General features: G+C 61.8%; 17 protein-coding genes. 5 read left to right on the forward strand and 12 right to left on the reverse strand.

Annotated features, from left to right (window positions below; all coding sequences use genetic code 11):
- Nucleotides 1–165 precede the first annotated feature (165 nt).
- Entirely contained in the window at nucleotides 166–939 is a 774-nt protein-coding gene (locus tag QAO71_RS00355; RefSeq protein WP_036991523.1) for an SDR family NAD(P)-dependent oxidoreductase, read from the forward strand.
- Nucleotides 940–945: 6 nt separating this feature from the next.
- On the opposite strand, the gene QAO71_RS00360 is transcribed toward QAO71_RS00355, so the two are convergent.
- From QAO71_RS00360 to QAO71_RS00380, 5 genes are all read right to left on the reverse strand, one after another.
- Complete coding sequence (locus tag QAO71_RS00360; protein ID WP_280164987.1) at nucleotides 946–1,578, reverse strand: SCO family protein; 633 nt, start codon at nucleotides 1,576–1,578, stop codon at nucleotides 946–948.
- A complete protein-coding gene (gene cyoE, locus QAO71_RS00365) occupies nucleotides 1,569–2,474 on the reverse strand; it encodes a heme o synthase (RefSeq protein ID WP_136868539.1) in 906 nt (301 codons plus the stop codon). The genes QAO71_RS00360 and cyoE overlap by 10 nt, the downstream gene beginning before the upstream one ends.
- Before the next feature lie 104 nt (nucleotides 2,475–2,578).
- Entirely contained in the window at nucleotides 2,579–3,610 is a 1,032-nt protein-coding gene (locus QAO71_RS00370; protein WP_051611243.1) for a COX15/CtaA family protein, read from the reverse strand.
- A gap of 5 nt (nucleotides 3,611–3,615) precedes the next feature.
- Nucleotides 3,616–4,209 (reverse strand): hypothetical protein, encoded by a 594-nt coding sequence (locus tag QAO71_RS00375; protein ID WP_280164988.1) that lies wholly within the window; start codon nucleotides 4,207–4,209, stop codon nucleotides 3,616–3,618.
- Nucleotides 4,202–4,960: an SURF1 family protein gene (locus QAO71_RS00380; RefSeq protein ID WP_280164989.1), complete on the reverse strand. Its 759-nt coding sequence runs from the start codon at nucleotides 4,958–4,960 to the stop codon at nucleotides 4,202–4,204. Before QAO71_RS00380 ends, QAO71_RS00375 begins: the two co-directional genes overlap by 8 nt.
- 61 nt (nucleotides 4,961–5,021) lie before the next feature.
- Between QAO71_RS00380 and QAO71_RS00385 the strand changes: the two genes are divergently transcribed.
- Nucleotides 5,022–5,231: a DUF2909 domain-containing protein gene (locus QAO71_RS00385; RefSeq protein WP_036991520.1), complete on the forward strand. Its 210-nt coding sequence runs from the start codon at nucleotides 5,022–5,024 to the stop codon at nucleotides 5,229–5,231.
- Between the two features lie 16 nt (nucleotides 5,232–5,247).
- Here QAO71_RS00385 and QAO71_RS00390 read toward each other — a convergent pair whose 3' ends face one another.
- The 4 genes from QAO71_RS00390 to coxB are packed head-to-tail and all read right to left on the reverse strand — an operon-like array spanning nucleotide 5,248 to nucleotide 9,468.
- The gene (locus QAO71_RS00390; protein ID WP_036991519.1) at nucleotides 5,248–6,144 is read right to left on the reverse strand and encodes a cytochrome c oxidase subunit 3; all 897 of its coding nucleotides are present in this window, start codon (nucleotides 6,142–6,144) and stop codon (nucleotides 5,248–5,250) included.
- Between the two features lie 29 nt (nucleotides 6,145–6,173).
- Entirely contained in the window at nucleotides 6,174–6,740 is a 567-nt protein-coding gene (locus QAO71_RS00395) for a cytochrome c oxidase assembly protein (protein WP_036991517.1), read from the reverse strand.
- Nucleotides 6,741–6,749: 9 nt separating this feature from the next.
- Nucleotides 6,750–8,333: a cytochrome c oxidase subunit I gene (gene ctaD / locus QAO71_RS00400; protein ID WP_036991515.1), complete on the reverse strand. Its 1,584-nt coding sequence runs from the start codon at nucleotides 8,331–8,333 to the stop codon at nucleotides 6,750–6,752.
- A gap of 10 nt (nucleotides 8,334–8,343) precedes the next feature.
- Entirely contained in the window at nucleotides 8,344–9,468 is a 1,125-nt protein-coding gene (gene coxB, locus QAO71_RS00405) for a cytochrome c oxidase subunit II (protein WP_036991513.1), read from the reverse strand.
- 336 nt (nucleotides 9,469–9,804) lie between these two features.
- Here coxB and QAO71_RS00410 point away from each other — a divergent pair, with 336 nt between their 5' ends.
- The gene (locus QAO71_RS00410; protein WP_280164990.1) at nucleotides 9,805–10,461 is read left to right on the forward strand and encodes a hypothetical protein; all 657 of its coding nucleotides are present in this window, start codon (nucleotides 9,805–9,807) and stop codon (nucleotides 10,459–10,461) included.
- Nucleotides 10,462–10,623: 162 nt separating this feature from the next.
- Here the strand turns inward: QAO71_RS00410 and QAO71_RS00415 are convergent, their stop codons facing one another.
- Both QAO71_RS00415 and prlC read right to left on the reverse strand, forming a co-directional pair.
- Nucleotides 10,624–10,896 (reverse strand): YheV family putative zinc ribbon protein, encoded by a 273-nt coding sequence (locus QAO71_RS00415; protein ID WP_136868534.1) that lies wholly within the window; start codon nucleotides 10,894–10,896, stop codon nucleotides 10,624–10,626.
- A complete protein-coding gene (gene prlC, locus QAO71_RS00420) occupies nucleotides 10,893–12,953 on the reverse strand; it encodes an oligopeptidase A (protein WP_280164991.1) in 2,061 nt (686 codons plus the stop codon). Before prlC ends, QAO71_RS00415 begins: the two co-directional genes overlap by 4 nt.
- Before the next feature lie 137 nt (nucleotides 12,954–13,090).
- Here prlC and QAO71_RS00425 point away from each other — a divergent pair, with 137 nt between their 5' ends.
- Entirely contained in the window at nucleotides 13,091–13,627 is a 537-nt protein-coding gene (locus tag QAO71_RS00425) for a gamma carbonic anhydrase family protein (protein WP_136868532.1), read from the forward strand.
- A gap of 176 nt (nucleotides 13,628–13,803) precedes the next feature.
- Complete coding sequence (locus QAO71_RS00430) at nucleotides 13,804–14,829, forward strand: NADP-dependent oxidoreductase (RefSeq protein ID WP_074779281.1); 1,026 nt, start codon at nucleotides 13,804–13,806, stop codon at nucleotides 14,827–14,829.
- Nucleotides 14,830–15,077: 248 nt separating this feature from the next.
- On the opposite strand, the gene QAO71_RS00435 is transcribed toward QAO71_RS00430, so the two are convergent.
- The gene (locus tag QAO71_RS00435; RefSeq protein ID WP_280164992.1) at nucleotides 15,078–16,736 is read right to left on the reverse strand and encodes a long-chain-fatty-acid--CoA ligase; all 1,659 of its coding nucleotides are present in this window, start codon (nucleotides 16,734–16,736) and stop codon (nucleotides 15,078–15,080) included.
- Between the last annotated feature and the right edge of the window lie 89 nt (nucleotides 16,737–16,825).

A 16,825-nucleotide genomic window follows, 5' to 3' on the forward strand; every position in this document is an offset into this window, starting at 1 on the left:
GCGTACAGTGTAGCGCCAGCGGTCGGGCGCTGCACCGGTAGGGATCAGCCCGCCGCAGTGGCAACAGGTATATTGATCATCCGTTATTCAGTCATGGCCGAGGGCTGGAGGCGCGCCGGCGGATACTCGATACTTCAGTGATAAAAACCAACAGGGGAGAATGGCATGAACCAGCAACGCTTTGATCTGACGGGCAAGACGGCCCTGGTAACCGGCGCCTCGGGTGGCCTGGGCGCGCATTTTGCGCGGGTGCTGGCCGGTGCAGGTGCCCGGGTGGTGGTCACTGCACGACGCATCGAGCGCTTGCAGGCGCTGGTGGCCGAGCTGCAGGCGCAGGGGCACGAGGCGCTGGCGGTACCCATGGATGTGACCGATGCGGATAGCGTCAATCGCGGTTTCGAGCAGGCCGAGCAACATTGGCAACTGGTGGACGTGGTCGTCAATAACGCCGGCATCGCCGATCCGGTGATGTTCCTCAACATGACCGAGGGTAACTGGCGCAGCATGATGGACACCAATCTGGATGGCGCCTGGCGCGTCGCCCACCGCGCCAGCCTGGCCATGGCCAAGGCGCAGCGCGGCGGATGCGTGATCAATATCGCCTCCATTCTCGGCCTGCGGGTCGGCACCGCGCTGAGTCATTACGCGGTGGCCAAGGCGGGCATCGTGCAGCTGACCAAGGCCATGGCGCTGGAGCTGGCGCGCAACGACATCCGGGTCAACGCTATCGCGCCGGGTTATTTCCGTACCGAGATGAACAGTGATTATTTCGCGACGGACCAGGGGCAGGATTATATTCGCAGCAAGGTACCGATGCGGCGTCTTGGCCAGCTCGACGAGCTGGACGGCCCGCTGTTGCTGCTGGCCAGCGACGCCGGCTCCTTCATCACCGGGACCACCATCAACGTCGATGGCGGCCATCTGAGCAATAGCCTCTGACCGGAGCTATTGATTCATGATCCGTGGCAGCGATTGGCTCAGCTGCTGCGGATTCAGCGGGGGACGTAGAAACCCGACGTAGCGGCCCTCGGGATCGACCATGACCACCTGGCCGCTGTGGTCGACCAGATAATCGGGCTTGCTGGTATCAGGCTCGATGTAGGCGATGGACAACGCCTGGGCCAGCCTGGCCAACTGCTCCGGCTCACCAGTGGCGCCATGGAAGCCGGCCTTGAAGAAATCCAGATACTGGCGCATCTGTTCCGGCGTATCGCGCTGCGGATCGACGCTGACCATGGTGACGCGCAGGTTGTCCGCCTGCTCCGGTGGCAGGCTGGCAGTCAATTGCCGCAGCTCCGCCATGGTAGTGGGGCAGATGTCGGGGCAGAAGGTGTAGCCGAAGAACAACAGATCCCATTGCCCTTGCAGCGCCGCCGGGGTCCACTCGCCACCATCGGCCGATTGCAGGTTCACCTCGGGCAGCGGGCGTGGACTGTCGAACAGGAAGACGCCACTCTGCGATAGCTGCTCGCGGTCCAGCGGTGCCGGGCGTACTACCTTGTTGACCACCGCGCCGATGACCAGGGCGATTGCCGCCACCGTGATCAGTACGGTCTTTTGCACTCCACTCAGAGCCATCCGGCTACTCCTGCGTAATGGTCCACCAGCAGGGCAACGAATAGCCACAGCAGGTACCACAATGAAAATTTGAAGGTCTTGATCGCGGCATGGGCGCGACTGTCACGGTACAGCGCCCAGGCCCAGTCGATGAAGCGCAGGCCCAGCCCTACGGCGACAAGCAGGTACAGCGGGCCGCTCATGTGGATCACATAGGGCAGCAGGCTGACGGCAAACAGCATGAAGGTATACAGCAGGATATGCAGCTTGGTGTATTGCTCGCCGTGGGTGACCGGCAGCATGGGAATATCCACTTTGGCGTATTCGGCCTTGCGGTGAATCGCCAGCGCCCAGAAATGCGGCGGCGTCCAGGCGAAGATGATCAGTACCAGCAACAGCGCCTCGGCATTGATCTGGCCGGTTACAGCGGTCCAGCCCAGCAGCGGCGGAGCCGCTCCGGCCAACCCGCCGATGACGATATTCTGCGGTGTCGCCCGCTTCAGGAAGGAGGTGTAGATCACTGCGTAGCCGAGCAGCGAGCCGAGGGTCAGCCAGGCGGTCAAGGCATTGATCCAGAGCAGCAGAATGGCCATGCCGGCCACACCCAGTGCCAGCGCGAACAGCAGGGCGTGGAGCGGGCTCACGCGCCCCTGGGCCAGTGGCCGCCGTTGGGTGCGGGCCATATGCAGATCGATGCGCCGATCCACGACATGATTGATGGCCGCCGCCGAGCCGGCGCACAGGGCAATACCCAGGTTACCCAGCAGCAGTACCTGCCAGGCCACCGCCCCCGGTGTGGATAACAGCATGCCAATGGCCGAGGTGATGATCATCAGCGCGACTACCTTGGGCTTGGTCAGCTCCAGGTAGTCGCGCCAGCCGGCAACAGCTCGTGCGGTTCTGGTCATGGTCGTCATGGTATTCCCCCGCGCCTTGGGCGCTTATTGTTATTGCTTTGACCCAGTATGTGTCATGACCTGCCGGCTGGCCAGCCGGCAGGTCGATTACCTCGCTACCGATCTCAGGCCGGTGTCCAATGTCCGACAGCGCCGGTGCCCTTTCTGTTCACCCGTATCACCACCGGGCGTAGCTGATAGTTCACCAGCACCAGGCTCAATAGCAGTACCGCACCGACCGCGTTATGCGCCACAGCCACCGCCAGTGGCAGGTGTGCGAGGATATTGGTGATGCCGAGGCTGATCTGGGTCAGCAGCACCAGGGTCAACCAGGCTGCGGTGCCGGTCAGGCCGGCGCGGTACAGCCGCCAGGCCAGCAGCAGGGTAACCAGCAAGGTGATCACTGCGCCTACTCGATGGGTGAAATGGATGGCGGTGCGACCTTCGCCGTAGAGCATGCCGCCCAGATAATTGGGGCCGATTTCCTGGAAGATATTGAAGCCGGCGGCAAAATCCATCTCCGGCCACCATTCCCCATGGCAGGTGGGCAGATCGATGCAGGCGACCGCCGCATAGTTGCTGCTGGTCCAGCCGCCGAGGGTGATCTGCAGGATCACCACCACCAGCACGGCACGGGCCAGCGGGCGCAGAGCGGTCAGGCCGACATCGGCGGGGAAGCGCCCGGACAGCCGCAGGGCAAGCAGGAACAGCAGGCTGAGGGTGGCGAAACCACCCAGCAGATGGGCCGTCACCACTTGCGGCCATAGCTTCAGGGTGACCGTCCACATACCGAACAGAGCCTGGCAGATCACCAGCGCCAGTAGCCCCAGCGGCAGTTTCAGCGGGTAGCCGTCGCGACCACGTTGTTTCAGGGCAAACAGCGCCAGCCCGAGAATAGCCAGCCCCAACAGGCCGGCGGCATAGCGATGGATCATTTCAGCCCAGGCCTTGAAGGCCTCCACCGGATCATCCGGAAAACGCAGCTGCGCCAATTCCAGCGCCGCATCGCTGCGCGGCACACTGAGAAAACCATAGCAGCCGGGCCAGTCAGGGCAACCCAGGCCGGCATGCACCAGCCGGGTATAAGCACCGAGAATGACCACCACAAAGCCCAGCAGCAGGGCCGCGATAGTGAAGATAAAACCGGGTTTACGCATGCTCATCAGCCCACCTTCGACACTTTCAACAGATGCCGCAGATCCTCCAGCAGGGCCTTGCCGGGATTGGCCGGATCGCGGTGCAGCACCACGCGGCCCAGGGGGTCGACAACCCACAGCTGCGGACCCTGCTGCCAGGCCTCCGGATGGGCGCTGAGGCTATCCCGGTAGGCTGCCGGCGAGAGCGGGATCTGCTGCAGCTGGGGATAGTCCCTCGCCAACTGAGCATTCAACTCGGCGGAGACAGCTTGGCCGAGCGCCAGTACATGCTCCACCCGATCGGCTTCCCGGCCAGTAGCGACGTTGATCTGCCGTGCTTCATGAACGAGCGCCAGACAAGCCTCGGTGCATTCGCCCGGTGCGGTGACCAACAGGCGCCAGGGCGCACCATAGCCCACCTGATCCAGCTCCAGTTGCCAGTCCTGCACGGTCAGTTGTGGTTCGACCAGCGCGGAGTGGTTGGTCTGGGTATGCGGAATGCCTACCCCGGTAGTTGCCATCAGCCAGGCGGCCAGGATTGGGCCCAGCACCACTGCGATAATGGCCAGCAGCTTCAGCTGGCCGCGTGGTCGGCGGGTATCGGGTGTCTGTTCAGTCATGCTCATCATTGTCGTTCCCCCGGGAGTCGGGCCGCAGGCCGGCCCAGATAAACAGTATCAGCAGAGCGGCGGCCAGGGCGAACCACTGGACCGCATATCCGGTATGTTTGCTGGCAGTCATCGGCAGCCCCGGCCAGTTCAACTGGAAGCCGCCCTGGCTGCCGGCCCGCAGCCGGGCCATCCGCGGTAGCAGCGGCGCGCCGGTATGCGCGGCGAAGGCGGGCAGGTCAATGCGCCCGACCACTTTCGGCCAGCCGGCCGTGGGTGCACTGTGCAGCGTGAAGCCTTGCTCTGGCGCGGGTAGCGCTTCGACCTGCAGTTGCAGGTTGCCTTGTGGTGTGGGTACGGCGGGCAACTGTCGACGGTCTGCCCAGGGCAGCCAGCCACGGTTGACCAGCAGCCGCCGATCGCTGGCGTGGTCATGGAATACTTGCAGCACCTCGACACCCGGCCGGCCATCACGGGTGCGGTTGTCGAGCAACCAGATGTAGCGGGTGTCCAGGGCGCCGGTCAGCAGCAAGGGGCGCCAGGCGGTGATGGTTGTCGCGTCGAGTTCGGCAAGGGGCGTGGCGGGCAGGCTGCGTTGTTGATCAATCTGCGCTTGCAGTTCGCGTTTCTCTTCGGCCCGCTCCAATTGCCAGAAGCCAAGTCCGATGAGTACCGGCAGCAGCGCCAGGGTGAACACCCATAGCGGCCAGCCGGGCGCAAAACGATGCTGGCGCGGCATCGCGTCAATCTGGCTGTGAGACATGGGCCGGCGTCCTTGCGCGGTCTATACTGCGGAACACTTTCTTGAACATGGACCATCGCTTATGTGGTTGAAGATCATTATCGTGTTGTTGCTGGCCGCCATTGTCATCAGTCTGTTCAGTGGGGCGCTGTTTCTCCGCGACGCCGACTCCGGTGATCGTCTGCTCAGTGCCCTGACCGTGCGTATCAGCCTGACGGTGGTGGTGATGTTGCTGATTGCCTGGGGGCTCTGGTCAGGGCAGTTGCAGTGGGGCGCGCCGTGGCTGCACTGACCACGGCACGCTCTGGTCACAGCACGTAGACGAAGATGAACAGCGCGACCCAGACCACATCGACGAAGTGCCAGTACCAGCTGGCGGCCTCGAAGCCGAAGTGATTATCCGGGGTGAAATGCCCCTTGTGCACGCGCACCAGCATCACCGTCAGGATGATCGCCCCCATGGTCACGTGGAAACCGTGGAAGCCGGTGAGCATGAAGAAGGTCGAACCATAGATGCCCGAACTCAGAGTCAACCCCAGGTCCTGATAGGCGTGGACGTATTCGGCCAGTTGCAGGCCAAGGAAGATCACCCCCAGCACCACAGTCAACAGCAGCCAGTTCTTCAGTGCCTTGCGTTTGTCGGCGCGCAGGGCGTGGTGGGCAAAGGTCAGAGTGACGCTGGAAGCGATCAGCAGCAGGGTGTTGATGAGCGGCAGCTGCCAGGGACTGATGGTCTCCTGCGGCCCCGGAAAGGCGGTGGGGTCGGGATTATTGATCAGCGGCCAGGAAAAGTTGAATTCCGGCCACAGCATGCTGCTTGAGCCCTTTTCGCCGACGCCGTCCAGCCAGGGGCCGGTAAGCACGCGCACATAGAACAGCGCACCGAAGAAGGCGGCGAAGAACATCACCTCGGAAAAGATGAACCAGGTCATGCCCATGCGGAACGAGCGGTCCATCTGCTTGCTGTACAGACCCTGACGGCTTTCCTCAATGACATTGCCGAACCAGCCGAAGAACATCCACACCAGAATCAGCAGTCCGGCATAGAGGATGTATTGGCCCGGCGAGGCGCCTGAGCCGCTGCTCAGGCCATTCATCAGCATACCGGCGCCGAAGACAGAGACCAGCAGGCCGATGGACCCGACTATCGGCCATTTGCTCTGATCCGGGACGTAATAGACTTCATGTTCTTCGTGACTTGCCATCTGTTGTTCTCCTTATCGGCAGCCGGAATTCAGTTGGTATGTACTGCAGCCAGATCGAGGCTGGCCGCCATGCGTTCGGTCACATCAAACAGGGTATAGGCCAGCGTCAGTCGTCGCACATCGTTGGGCAGAGCCGGGTCGACCACGAAACGCACCGGCATTTCGATGCTTTCACCCGGTTGCAGCACCTGCTGGGTGAAGCAGAAGCATTCGGTCTTGTGAAAGAACGCCGCCGCCCGGGAGGGGGCGACGCTGGGAATGGCCTGGGCCACCATCACCCGGTCGGTGGGGTTGTGAGCGAGGAAGTTGACGGTGCGGGCCTCGCCCGGATGCAGCATGATTTCATTATCCTCGGGGCCGAACGACCAGCGCATGCCCTCGGCATTGCTGGAGACGAACTGCACCCGCACCTCACGCTGCATATCCACCTGCTCCTGGCCCTGCCAGACGGACCCCGCGGTCTTGCCATTGATACCGAAGGCCTGACACATCACGTCATAGATCGGCACCAGCAGAAAACCGAAGGCGAACATGCCGACCACCAGCAGCAGCAGGCGTTTGACCAGACTTGCGGTACTTAGACCTTCGGTTTTCATGACAGTCTCCTATTTCACTTCTGGCGGGGTGCTGAAGGTGTGGTACGGCGCGGGTGATGGCACCGTCCATTCCAGCCCTTCGGCACCGTCCCATGGCTTGGCCGGGGCGGGTTTGCCGCCGCGGACGCACTTGATGACGATGAACAGGAACAGTAACTGGGTGGCGCCGAACATGAAGGCACCGACCGAGGACACCATGTTGAAATTGGCGAACATCATGTTGTAGTCGGGGATACGCCGCGGCATGCCCGCCAGTCCGACAAAGTGCATCGGGAAGAACGCCAGATTCATGCCGACGAAGGACATCCAGAAATGGGTCTTGGCCAACACCTCGTCATACATGTAACCGGTCCATTTCGGCAGCCAGTAGTAGGCCGAGGCGAAGATGCCGAAGATCGCTCCAGGCACCAGCACATAGTGGAAGTGCGCGACCACGAAGTAGGTGTCGTGGTACTGGAAGTCTGCCGGCGCGATGGCCAGCATCAGCCCGGAGAAGCCGCCGATGGTAAACAGGATGACGAAGGCGATGGCGAACAGCATCGGTGCCTCGAAGGTCAGCGAGCCGCGGAACATGGTGGTCGCCCAGTTGAATACCTTCACCCCGGTGGGTACCGCAATCAGCATGGTGGCGTACATGAAGAACAGCTCGCCGGTCAGCGGGATGCCGACGGTGAACATGTGATGCGCCCATACCGAGAAGGACAGGAAGGCAATCGCGCCGGTGGCGTAGACCATGGAGGTGTAGCCGAACAGCGGCTTGCGGCTGAACGCCGGGATGATCATGCTCACCGCGCCGAAGGCCGGCAGGATCATGATGTACACCTCGGGATGACCGAAAAACCAGAATATGTGCTGGAACAGCACCGGATCGCCACCGCCGGCAGCGTTGAAGAAGCTGGTGCCGAAATGGATATCCATCAGCATCATGGTCACCACCCCGGCCAGCACCGGCATCACCGCGATCAGCAGGAAAGCGGTGATCAGCCAGGTCCAGACAAACAGCGGCATCTTCATCAGGGTCATGCCGGGTGCGCGCAGGTTGAGAATGGTGGCGATGATGTTGATCGCGCCCATGATCGAGCTGATGCCCGCCAGGTGGATGGCGAAGATGAAGAAGGTGGTGCTGTCTGGCCCGTAGGTGGTGGACAGCGGCGCGTAGAAGGTCCAGCCGAAGTTGGGCGCGCCGCCTTCCATGAACAGAGTCGAGATCAGTAACCCGAAGGCCGCCGGCAGCAGCCAGAAGCTGAAGTTGTTCATCCGCGGCAGGGCCATGTCCGGTGCGCCGATCATCAGCGGCACCATCCAGTTGGCCAGGCCGACGAAGGCCGGCATCACCGCGCCAAACACCATGATCAGGCCATGCATGGTGGTCATCTGGTTGAAGAATTCCGGCTGCACCAGCTGCAGGCCGGGCTGGAACAGTTCGGCGCGGATGACCATGGCCAGGGTTCCGCCAAGCAGGAACATGGCGAAGCTGAACCACAGGTACATCGAGCCGATATCCTTGTGGTTGGTGGTCAGTATCCAGCGCATCGGACCTTTGGCCGGACCGTGGGCATGGTCGGCGTGATGATTGTCGATCACTGCACTCATGACAGGTCTCCTATTGGCCATTCTTGAAGTTGAGGATATCGATGGGCGCGACTACTTCACCGGTGTCGTTGCCCCAGGCGTTGCGCTCGTACGTGACGACCGCAGCGATATCCACTTCAGACAGCTGCTTGCCGAAGGCGGCCATGGCAGTCCCCGGCACGCCGTTGACCACCACATCGATATGCGCGGCAACATCGTTGAGCACCATGTCGCTGTCCTTGAGTCCCGGGAACATCGGCGGCAGGCCTTCACCGTTGGCCTGGTGACAAGCCACACAGGTACTGGTGTAGACGCGCTCGCCGCGCTCCATCAGCTCCTCCAGGGTCCATTCCTTGCTGGTCAGTTCGGCCTCGGCGGCAGCGGCGGCCTTCTTCTCGGCCAGCCAGGCGGCATAGTCTTCCGGCGTGCGGGCATCCACCACGATGGGCATGAAGGCATGGTCACGGCCGCACAGCTCGGTGCACTGGCCACGGTAAATTCCGGGTTCGTCGATGCGAGTCCAGGCCTCGTTGATGAAGCCGGGGATGGCGTCCTTCTTCACCGCCAGCGCCGGTACCCACCAGGAGTGGATGACATCGGCGGCGGTGATCAACAGGCGGACCTTCTGCCCGGTCGGCACCACCATGGGCTCATCCACCTCCAGCAGATAATGCTCGCCCTTGGCGGCCTGGTTGGCGATCTGGTTGCGCGGCGTCGCCAGATTGCTCATGAAACTGACGTCCTCGCCCAGATAGTTGTACTGCCAGCGCCACTGGTAGCCAGTGACCATGATGTCGATATCGGCGTCTTCGGTGTCGTAGATCTCGATCAGGGTCTTGGTTGCGGGGATGGCCATGCCGACCAGGATCAACAGCGGAATGACGGTCCAGAGAATCTCGACGGTGAGGTTCTCATGGAATTTGGCCGGAACCGCACCCCGGGAGCGGCGGTGCATGAACATCGACCAGAACATGACGCCGAAGACGATGGCGCCGATCACCACCGAAATCCAGAAGATGGTCATGTGCAGATTGAAAACCGAGCGGCTGACTTCCGTCACCCCCGGCGTCATGTTGACTTCCCAGCTGGCGCTGGTATTGGCGCTGAGTGCCATCAGGAACAGCACACCCAGCCAGGTACGTGCATGTCGCAACATCCCGGTTTCCCCTTATCTCTTATTGTTCTTATCACTCCCTGGTGACGCCTCAAGGTGTAACCAGATAAAACCGAGTATAGACCCGATCGTGATCAAGGCAATGGCTTTGATTGTGGTTTTTCATTGAATTGTCAAGCAACAATTGGGTCAATCCCCGGGCGCGTGGGCTCTGTTTCAAGGAGCAGCCCTACGGGCAGTCGAGCTGCGCTGATATAGCCTGTCAGCTTACCGATGAGTCGCTTTGACGATATGAAGGCACTCTGCTAGCTTGAATCCGACCCAAAACCCTGAGCATTTGCTGGCGTGCCACCCGGCCCGTCACCAGCGGGAGTACCAATGAAAATTTCCGAATTACAAGAGCGGGTGCGCGTTGCTCGCGAAGACGCAGGCAGTAATGATGCCTTGCGGCAGTGGCTGGATCGAAAACTGCCGCAGCTGCACCGGACCATCAGCATGCGTGATGATGCCGGCACCACCCTGTTCAATTTCATCCAGGCATATATAGAACGCGTGCCGGACATACTGGAGGCCGCACAGTCGGTAGCCAATCATGCAAAGATGCGGCCCCAGCTGATTCCGGTGTTGAAGGTGGCGGAGGAGTTTTTCCTGCGGCCATCGGCTACGCCCGGATCTGATCGGGGCTTACTCGTATTGTTGGACGAAGCTTATCTGGCCCATCGGATGGTGGAGGAAGTCAATGACCGCTACGTCAGCCACGGTGGCGAATCACTGATTCCAATGAGCAACACCAAGGCCAACGTGATCGTATATGAGCTGCTGGGTGAGGAATATGCCAATCAGCTGGATGCGGCGGTAGATGAAGCGGTAGCGGGGCTATTGCCGGAGGAAGTGTTCGAGAGCCCGGCGTTTCTGGCTTATAAGGCCGGTATCGACGAAGACGTGCGTCAGGACATGTGGCGCCGCTGGCCAAACATGGCGGAGGAGTTGGGGGTAGGGCTTACCTGGCGCGAGGACACCCCTGATTGCCCGTGATTGATGTGGCGGTGATGAGGCGGTATTGCCATGGGAGCGGCCAGGTCCGCGACGCTTCCTGCCTGATCCCTGCGCGGGCAAGCCCGCTGCCACAAGGCAGGTGTCCATGGCAACGAAGCTACTGGACACACCGCTGACCGGGATGGAACCCGGCCGTTCCTTTCAGTCCTTCTTCTTCAATTTCGGATTCGGATAGAACTGCGCCACATGCGAAGTGGGTGATGGTTTGCTCGATGGCTGGATGGTCACGCGGGTAGGAAGTTCGCTGGGAACCGAGTTGCCCCGTTCATCCAGAGTATCGGCGTAGCCGCAGGCCACGCATTCGCGATGGGGTACGTCGTCCACCTGAAACATGCGGATGGTATCCATCTGGCTGCATGCCGGGCATACCGCCCCGGCAATGAAGCGTTTTACCGGTTCCGATTGATTGTTCATGCTGCTTGTTCTCCAATCAGGCCACTGTGGCGCAGCAGGGCGTCCACGGATGGCTCGCGGCCGCGGAAGGCGACGAACAACTCCATGGGTTCGCGGCTGCCACCCCGGGCCAGGATATTGTCGCGGAAGGCCTTGCCGGTCTCGGCATTGAAGATGCCTTCTTCCTCGAAGCGGGAGAAAGCATCGGCTGACAGCACTTCGGCCCACTTGTAGCTGTAGTAACCGGCGGCATAGCCCCCGGCGAAGATGTGCGCGAAGCCATTCTCGAAACGGTTGAACGCCGGCGGTCGCATGACCGAGATCTCCTTGCGCACCGCTTCCAGCACTTCCCGCGCACCGCGGCCATTATCGCCTTGGGCGTGGAGTTCGAAGTCGAATAGCGAGAACTCGATCTGGCGTAGCATGCCCAGCCCGGACTGGAAGTTGCGGGCAGCCAGCATCTTGTCCAGCAGGTCCTGCGGCAGCGGCTCGCCGGTTTCGTGGTGCCCGGAGATCAATGCCAGGCCTTCCGGCTCCCAGCACCAGTTTTCCATGAACTGGCTGGGCAACTCGACGGCGTCCCAGGCCACGCCGTTGATCCCCGAGGCGGCAGGGTAGTCGACGCGGGTCAGCAGGTGATGCAGGCCGTGACCAAACTCGTGGAACAGAGTGGTGACTTCATCATGGGTCAGCAATGCTGGCTGGTCGCCCGCGGCCGCAGTAGCGACTGGCGGAGTGAAGTTGCACACCAGATAGGCGATCGGCCGCTGCAATTCGCCGCCCGGCAGGCGCCGGCGGTCACGGGCGCCGTCCATCCAGGCGCCGCCGCGCTTGTGGCTGCGGGCATACAGGTCGAGGAAGAAGCGGCCGATGACTTCGCCGTTTTCCAGCACCTCGAACAACCGCGCATCGGCGTGCCAGCGCTCGAAGTCGGCAACTTCACGCAACTCGATGCCGTACAGTCGTCCCACCACGCCGAACATGCCTTGCAGGACCCGATCTACCGGGAACCAGGGACGTAACTCTTCCTGGGAGATAGCGTAGCGATGCTGGCGTAATTGCTCGGCGTAGTAGCCGGTATCCCAGCTCTGCAGTTCGGCGCAGCCCTTGCTCGAGGCAAAGTCCTTCAATGCCTGCAGGTCGGCCTCGGCAAAGGCGCGGCTGCGCTGGCCGAGGTCGCGCAGAAAACCCAGCACCTGATCGGTGTTGTCGGCCATCTTGGTCGCCAGGGACAGCTCGGCGTAATTGGCATAGCCGAGCAGGCTGGCCAGCTCCTGACGCAGCTGCAGAATCTCGGTAATCAGCGGGCCGTTGTCATGCTCGCCGGCGTTCGGGCCCTGGTCCGAGGCGCGGGTGCAATAAGCGGTATAGACCTCTTCGCGCAGGGCGCGGTCATTGGCGTAGGTCATCACCGCGTAGTAGCTGGGGAATTCCAGGGTGATCAGCCAGCCGTCCAGTTCGCGGGCGGCGGCCGCCTGCCGTGCCTGGGCCAGAGCCGATTCGGGCAGGCCGTCCAGCTGCGCGGCGTCGGTAATGTGCTTGGTCCACGCCTGGGTAGCATCCATCAGCTGGTTGGAGAAGCGGCTCTGCAGCTCCGACAGGCGCATCTGCAGTTCGCCGTAGCGCTGCTGTTGCTCGGGCGGCAGGGCGATACCGGACAGCCGGAAGTCGCGCAGGGCATGCTCGATAATGGTCTGCTGCGCCGGCTCCAGCTCGGCAAAGCCATCGCTGTCGGCCAGCTGGCGGTAGGCCGCATACAGCGCCTGGTTCTGACCCATTTCGGTAGAAAACTGACTGAGCAGTGGCAGGCAGCTGTTGTAGGCATCGCGCAGCTCGGGGCTGTTCATCACCGCGTTCAGGTGGCTGACCGGTGACCAGGCGCGGGACAGACGCTCGCCCATTTCATCCAGCGGCTCGACCAGGGTGCTCCAGCTCCATTGTGCCGGCGGGTTGTCCAGCAGCTCCGCCAGTTGGGCGCGACTATCCGCAATGACCTGCTCGATGGCTGGCTTGACGTGGCTCGGCTGGATCGAACTGAATGGGGGCAGGTCATAGGATTGCAGCAGCGGATTGGACATGGCGGGGTTTCCTGAATAGCGTGGGTTCGTACAATGGCGCCACGGTAATCAAACCAGCAGGCCATTGGCAGCCAATGAAATCGGCTGTAATGCCTAATTAGATGATGGCGACAGCCAGTCAATTCAAGGGGTAAGTGATGAATATACGCCAATTTGCCGGCAAGACGCCGCTTCTGGGTGAGCGCGTATTCGTGGACAGCAGCGCGGTGGTGTTGGGTGATGTGGAGCTGGGTGATGATTGTTCGGTCTGGCCGGCCACGGTGATTCGCGGCGACATGCATCGCATCCGCATCGGTGCGCGCACCAGCGTGCAGGACGGCAGCGTATTGCACATCACCCACGCCGGGCCATTCAACCCGGATGGCTATCCGCTGATCATCGGTGACGATGTAACCATCGGCCACAAGGTGCTGCTGCATGGTTGCCGGATCGGCAGCCGCATTCTGATCGGCATGGGCAGTATCGTCATGGATGGCGCCGTGATCGAGGATGAAGTGATCCTCGGCGCCGGTAGTCTGGTACCCGCCAACAAGACCCTGCGCAGCGGCTATCTGTACATGGGCAGCCCGGCGAAGGAAGTGCGTCCGCTGAGCGACAAGGAGCGTGAGTTCTTTCCCTACACCGCGGCCAACTATGTGCGGTTGAAGGATCAGTACCTGCAAGAGGGGCTGTGATAGTCGCCGGCGCACTGAACGGTTTTAGAGAGAATGATGACCTGCTGGCGCATGATGGCGGATACTGGCGTGCAATCATTCCCATGAATAACGACCCGTTCAGCGTGCCCGGTGGTTTATGCTCGGGCAGAACCGGGGCTGGTGCCCCATCCCATCACAGCTCGGAGGCCTTGAGCATGTCTGCCCTTATCAATCGAAAAATAATTCTTGAGCGGCGCCCCCAGGGGGAAATCCAGGATGGCGATCTGGTCCTGGCCGAAGCGCCGGTACGCGAACTGCGCGACGGCGAAATCCTGATCAAGACCCTGTGGCTGTCCCTGGATCCCTACATGCGCCCGCGCATGAACGATTCCAAGGGTTATATGGACCCGGTCGGTATCGGTGAAGTCATGGTTGGCGAAAGTGTGGGTCGGGTAATCGAGTCCAAGTCGCCCAACTACAATGAAGGCGATCTGGTTACCTGTTATTCCGGATGGCAGGAATACTGCATCGTGCCCGGTGACGCGCCGATGATCTACAAGATCGAGCCACGCGGTGTGCCACTGCAGACTTATCTGGGCGTGGCCGGCATGCCGGGCCGGACCGGCTATTGCGGGCTGACCTATGTCGGTAAACCCCAGGCCGGGGAAACCGTGGTGGTTTCGGCTGCCTCCGGGCCGGTCGGCACCGTGGTTGGCCAGACCGCCAAGCAGCTCGGGTGCCGGGTGGTCGGTATCGCCGGTGGTGAGGAGAAGTGCCGCTTCGTGGTCGAGGAGTTGGGCTTCGATGCCTGCGTCGACTACAAGGCCGGCAATCTGGAAGGCGATCTGGCGGCGGCCTGCCCGAATGGTATTGATGTGTACTTCGAGAATGTCGGCGGTGAAGTCACCCGAGCGGTTGCCAAGCTGCTGAACAAGGGCTCGCGCGTGCCGATTTGCGGTTACGTATCGGCGTATAACGCCGAAGACGCGAGCAAGGTCGAGACGCCGTTCCACGTATTCGGCGCCATGGGCGAGAACAAGCCGGAGCATCGTTTCTTCTTGGTTACCGAGTGGCAGGACCGCCACCAGGAAATCACTACCCTGTTGGCCGAGCAGGTGGCCAGCGGCAACCTCAAGTATCGCGAGACGGTAGCCGAAGGGCTGGAGAACGCTGTGGAGGCGTTCAAGGGCATGCTCAAGGGCAAGAACTTCGGCAAGCAACTGGTGCATATCGCCGACTGAAGCCGTGGAGGGGCGGGCCCCACCGGGTTCACTCCCGGCGTCTGGGGCAGCGGTGGCTGCGGTGTGTCGAGATGGAACTCGACACGCCAACGAATCGCTCCCTGGGAGGGACGAGCACCAGCTCGTCCACGGGGCTGTCAACGAGGCCTTTCATCGAGCTGGTGCTCGACGTTCCCAGGAAACTCGACGTTCCCCAGGAAACTCGACATTCCCAAGGAGCTAGAGGTTACCAGGCGCTCGGCACGCCATCAGCTCTTCGCCCACTCCTGCTCCTGCAATGCCCGCCACATGATCTTGCCGGTAGGTGATTTGGGCAGGGCGTCGGTGAATTGGATCAGCTTGGGACATTTGTAGGCAGACATGTTGGCCTGACACCAGGTGAGAATGTCATCGGCCGATGTATCGGCATGCCCTGCCGCCAGCGCGATCACCGCCTTGACCGTTTCCCCGCGGCGCTCATCTGGCACTGAGATCACGCAGACTTCCCGCACCGCCGGATGGCTGTACAACAGCGATTCCACTTCCGCCGGCCAGACCTTGTAGCCCGAGGCGTTGATCATCCGCTTGACCCTATCGACCAGAAAGAAATAACCCTCTTCGTCGCAGTAGCCCAGATCACCGGTGCGGAAGAAGCGCTTGCCATCCAGCTCGATGAAGGCCTCGGCAGTGGCCTCCGGGCGACGCCAGTAGCCCTGAAACAGCTGTTCGCCCTGCAATACGATCTCACCGACCTCGCCCACGCCGACTTCCAGCAGGCTATCCACGTCGACCACCCGGGAATCGACCCCGATGATCGGAATGCCCAGGCACTGCGGCTTGGGTGCCTGGGGCGGGTTCATGTGGGTGGCGCTGAGGGTTTCCGACAGCCCGTAGCCCTCGGAATACCGCAGCCCCAGCTTGCCCTCCAGCTTGGCGGCAATAGCCGCCGGCATGGCAGCGCCACCACCGCCGATGGCCCGCAGGCTGCTGATGTCGTACTGATCGATATCCGGATCGGACAGCAGATCCACCACCATGGTCGGAATGTTGCGCCAGGCGGTGATGCTGTGACGCTCGATCAACTTCGCCGCGGTCCGGCGATCCCAGCGGGTCATGATCACCTGGGTGGCACCCAGATAGATGGCGGCATTCATGCACACCTGCATGCCGGTGACATGGAACATGGGTACCGACACCAGTTGCACGCCATTATGCTGACTATTGCCCCAGACCGATGGATAGACCGTGGTTGCCATGGCGCTGTGATGGGTATGGGCGCAGCCCTTGGGGTTGCCGGTGGTGCCGGAGCTGTAGGGAATCACGCACAGGTCATCAGGCCCGGCGGTCAGCGGCCCCGGCTCGTAGGCGGCATCCAGAGCCTGCTGCCAGGCGGTGAGGCCATCGCGATGGGGCATGTCGGCGGACAGGGTCACTGCCTCGGGCAGCTCCAGATCGGTGGGTTCGCACACATAATCGCCGTAGGTGCCGACCACCACTTCGCGCAGCCCGCTGCTATCCAGCAGCTCACCGATGTTATCCAGCAGTTCGCGGCCGCACAGGGCGACCTGCGCCTCGGTGTCGGCGATCAGGTACTCCAGTTCGGCCTTGCGGTTCATCGGATTGACCGGTACCACCACCGCATTGGCCCGCAGGATGGCATAGAAGCCGATCACGAATTGCGGGCTGTTCTGCATGTACAGCAACACCCGGTCGCCGGCCTTGACCCCGGTGTGCTGCAGGTAACCGGCCAATGCTTCGGCCTGGCGTTCGAGTTCGGCGTAGGTCAGCGTGGACCCGTAATAAATAATGGCGGGGTGTTGCGGGTAGCGCAGTGCGGAGATGCTCAGATTGGAATACAGGCTGGTCGCTGGCAGATCGAGAAAGTGCGGTACCAGATCAGGCCAGACGGCGTAATGACGATCGAACATACGCGAGGGCTCCGTGGGCGGTTGTTATCATTGTCGAGCCCATCAGCTAAGCATGTCCTGCACCGCTGGCAAACCGTCAGAACCCATGG

The organism is Halopseudomonas sp. SMJS2 (assembly GCF_029866945.1).
GTDB lineage: Bacteria > Pseudomonadota > Gammaproteobacteria > Pseudomonadales > Pseudomonadaceae > Halopseudomonas > Halopseudomonas bauzanensis.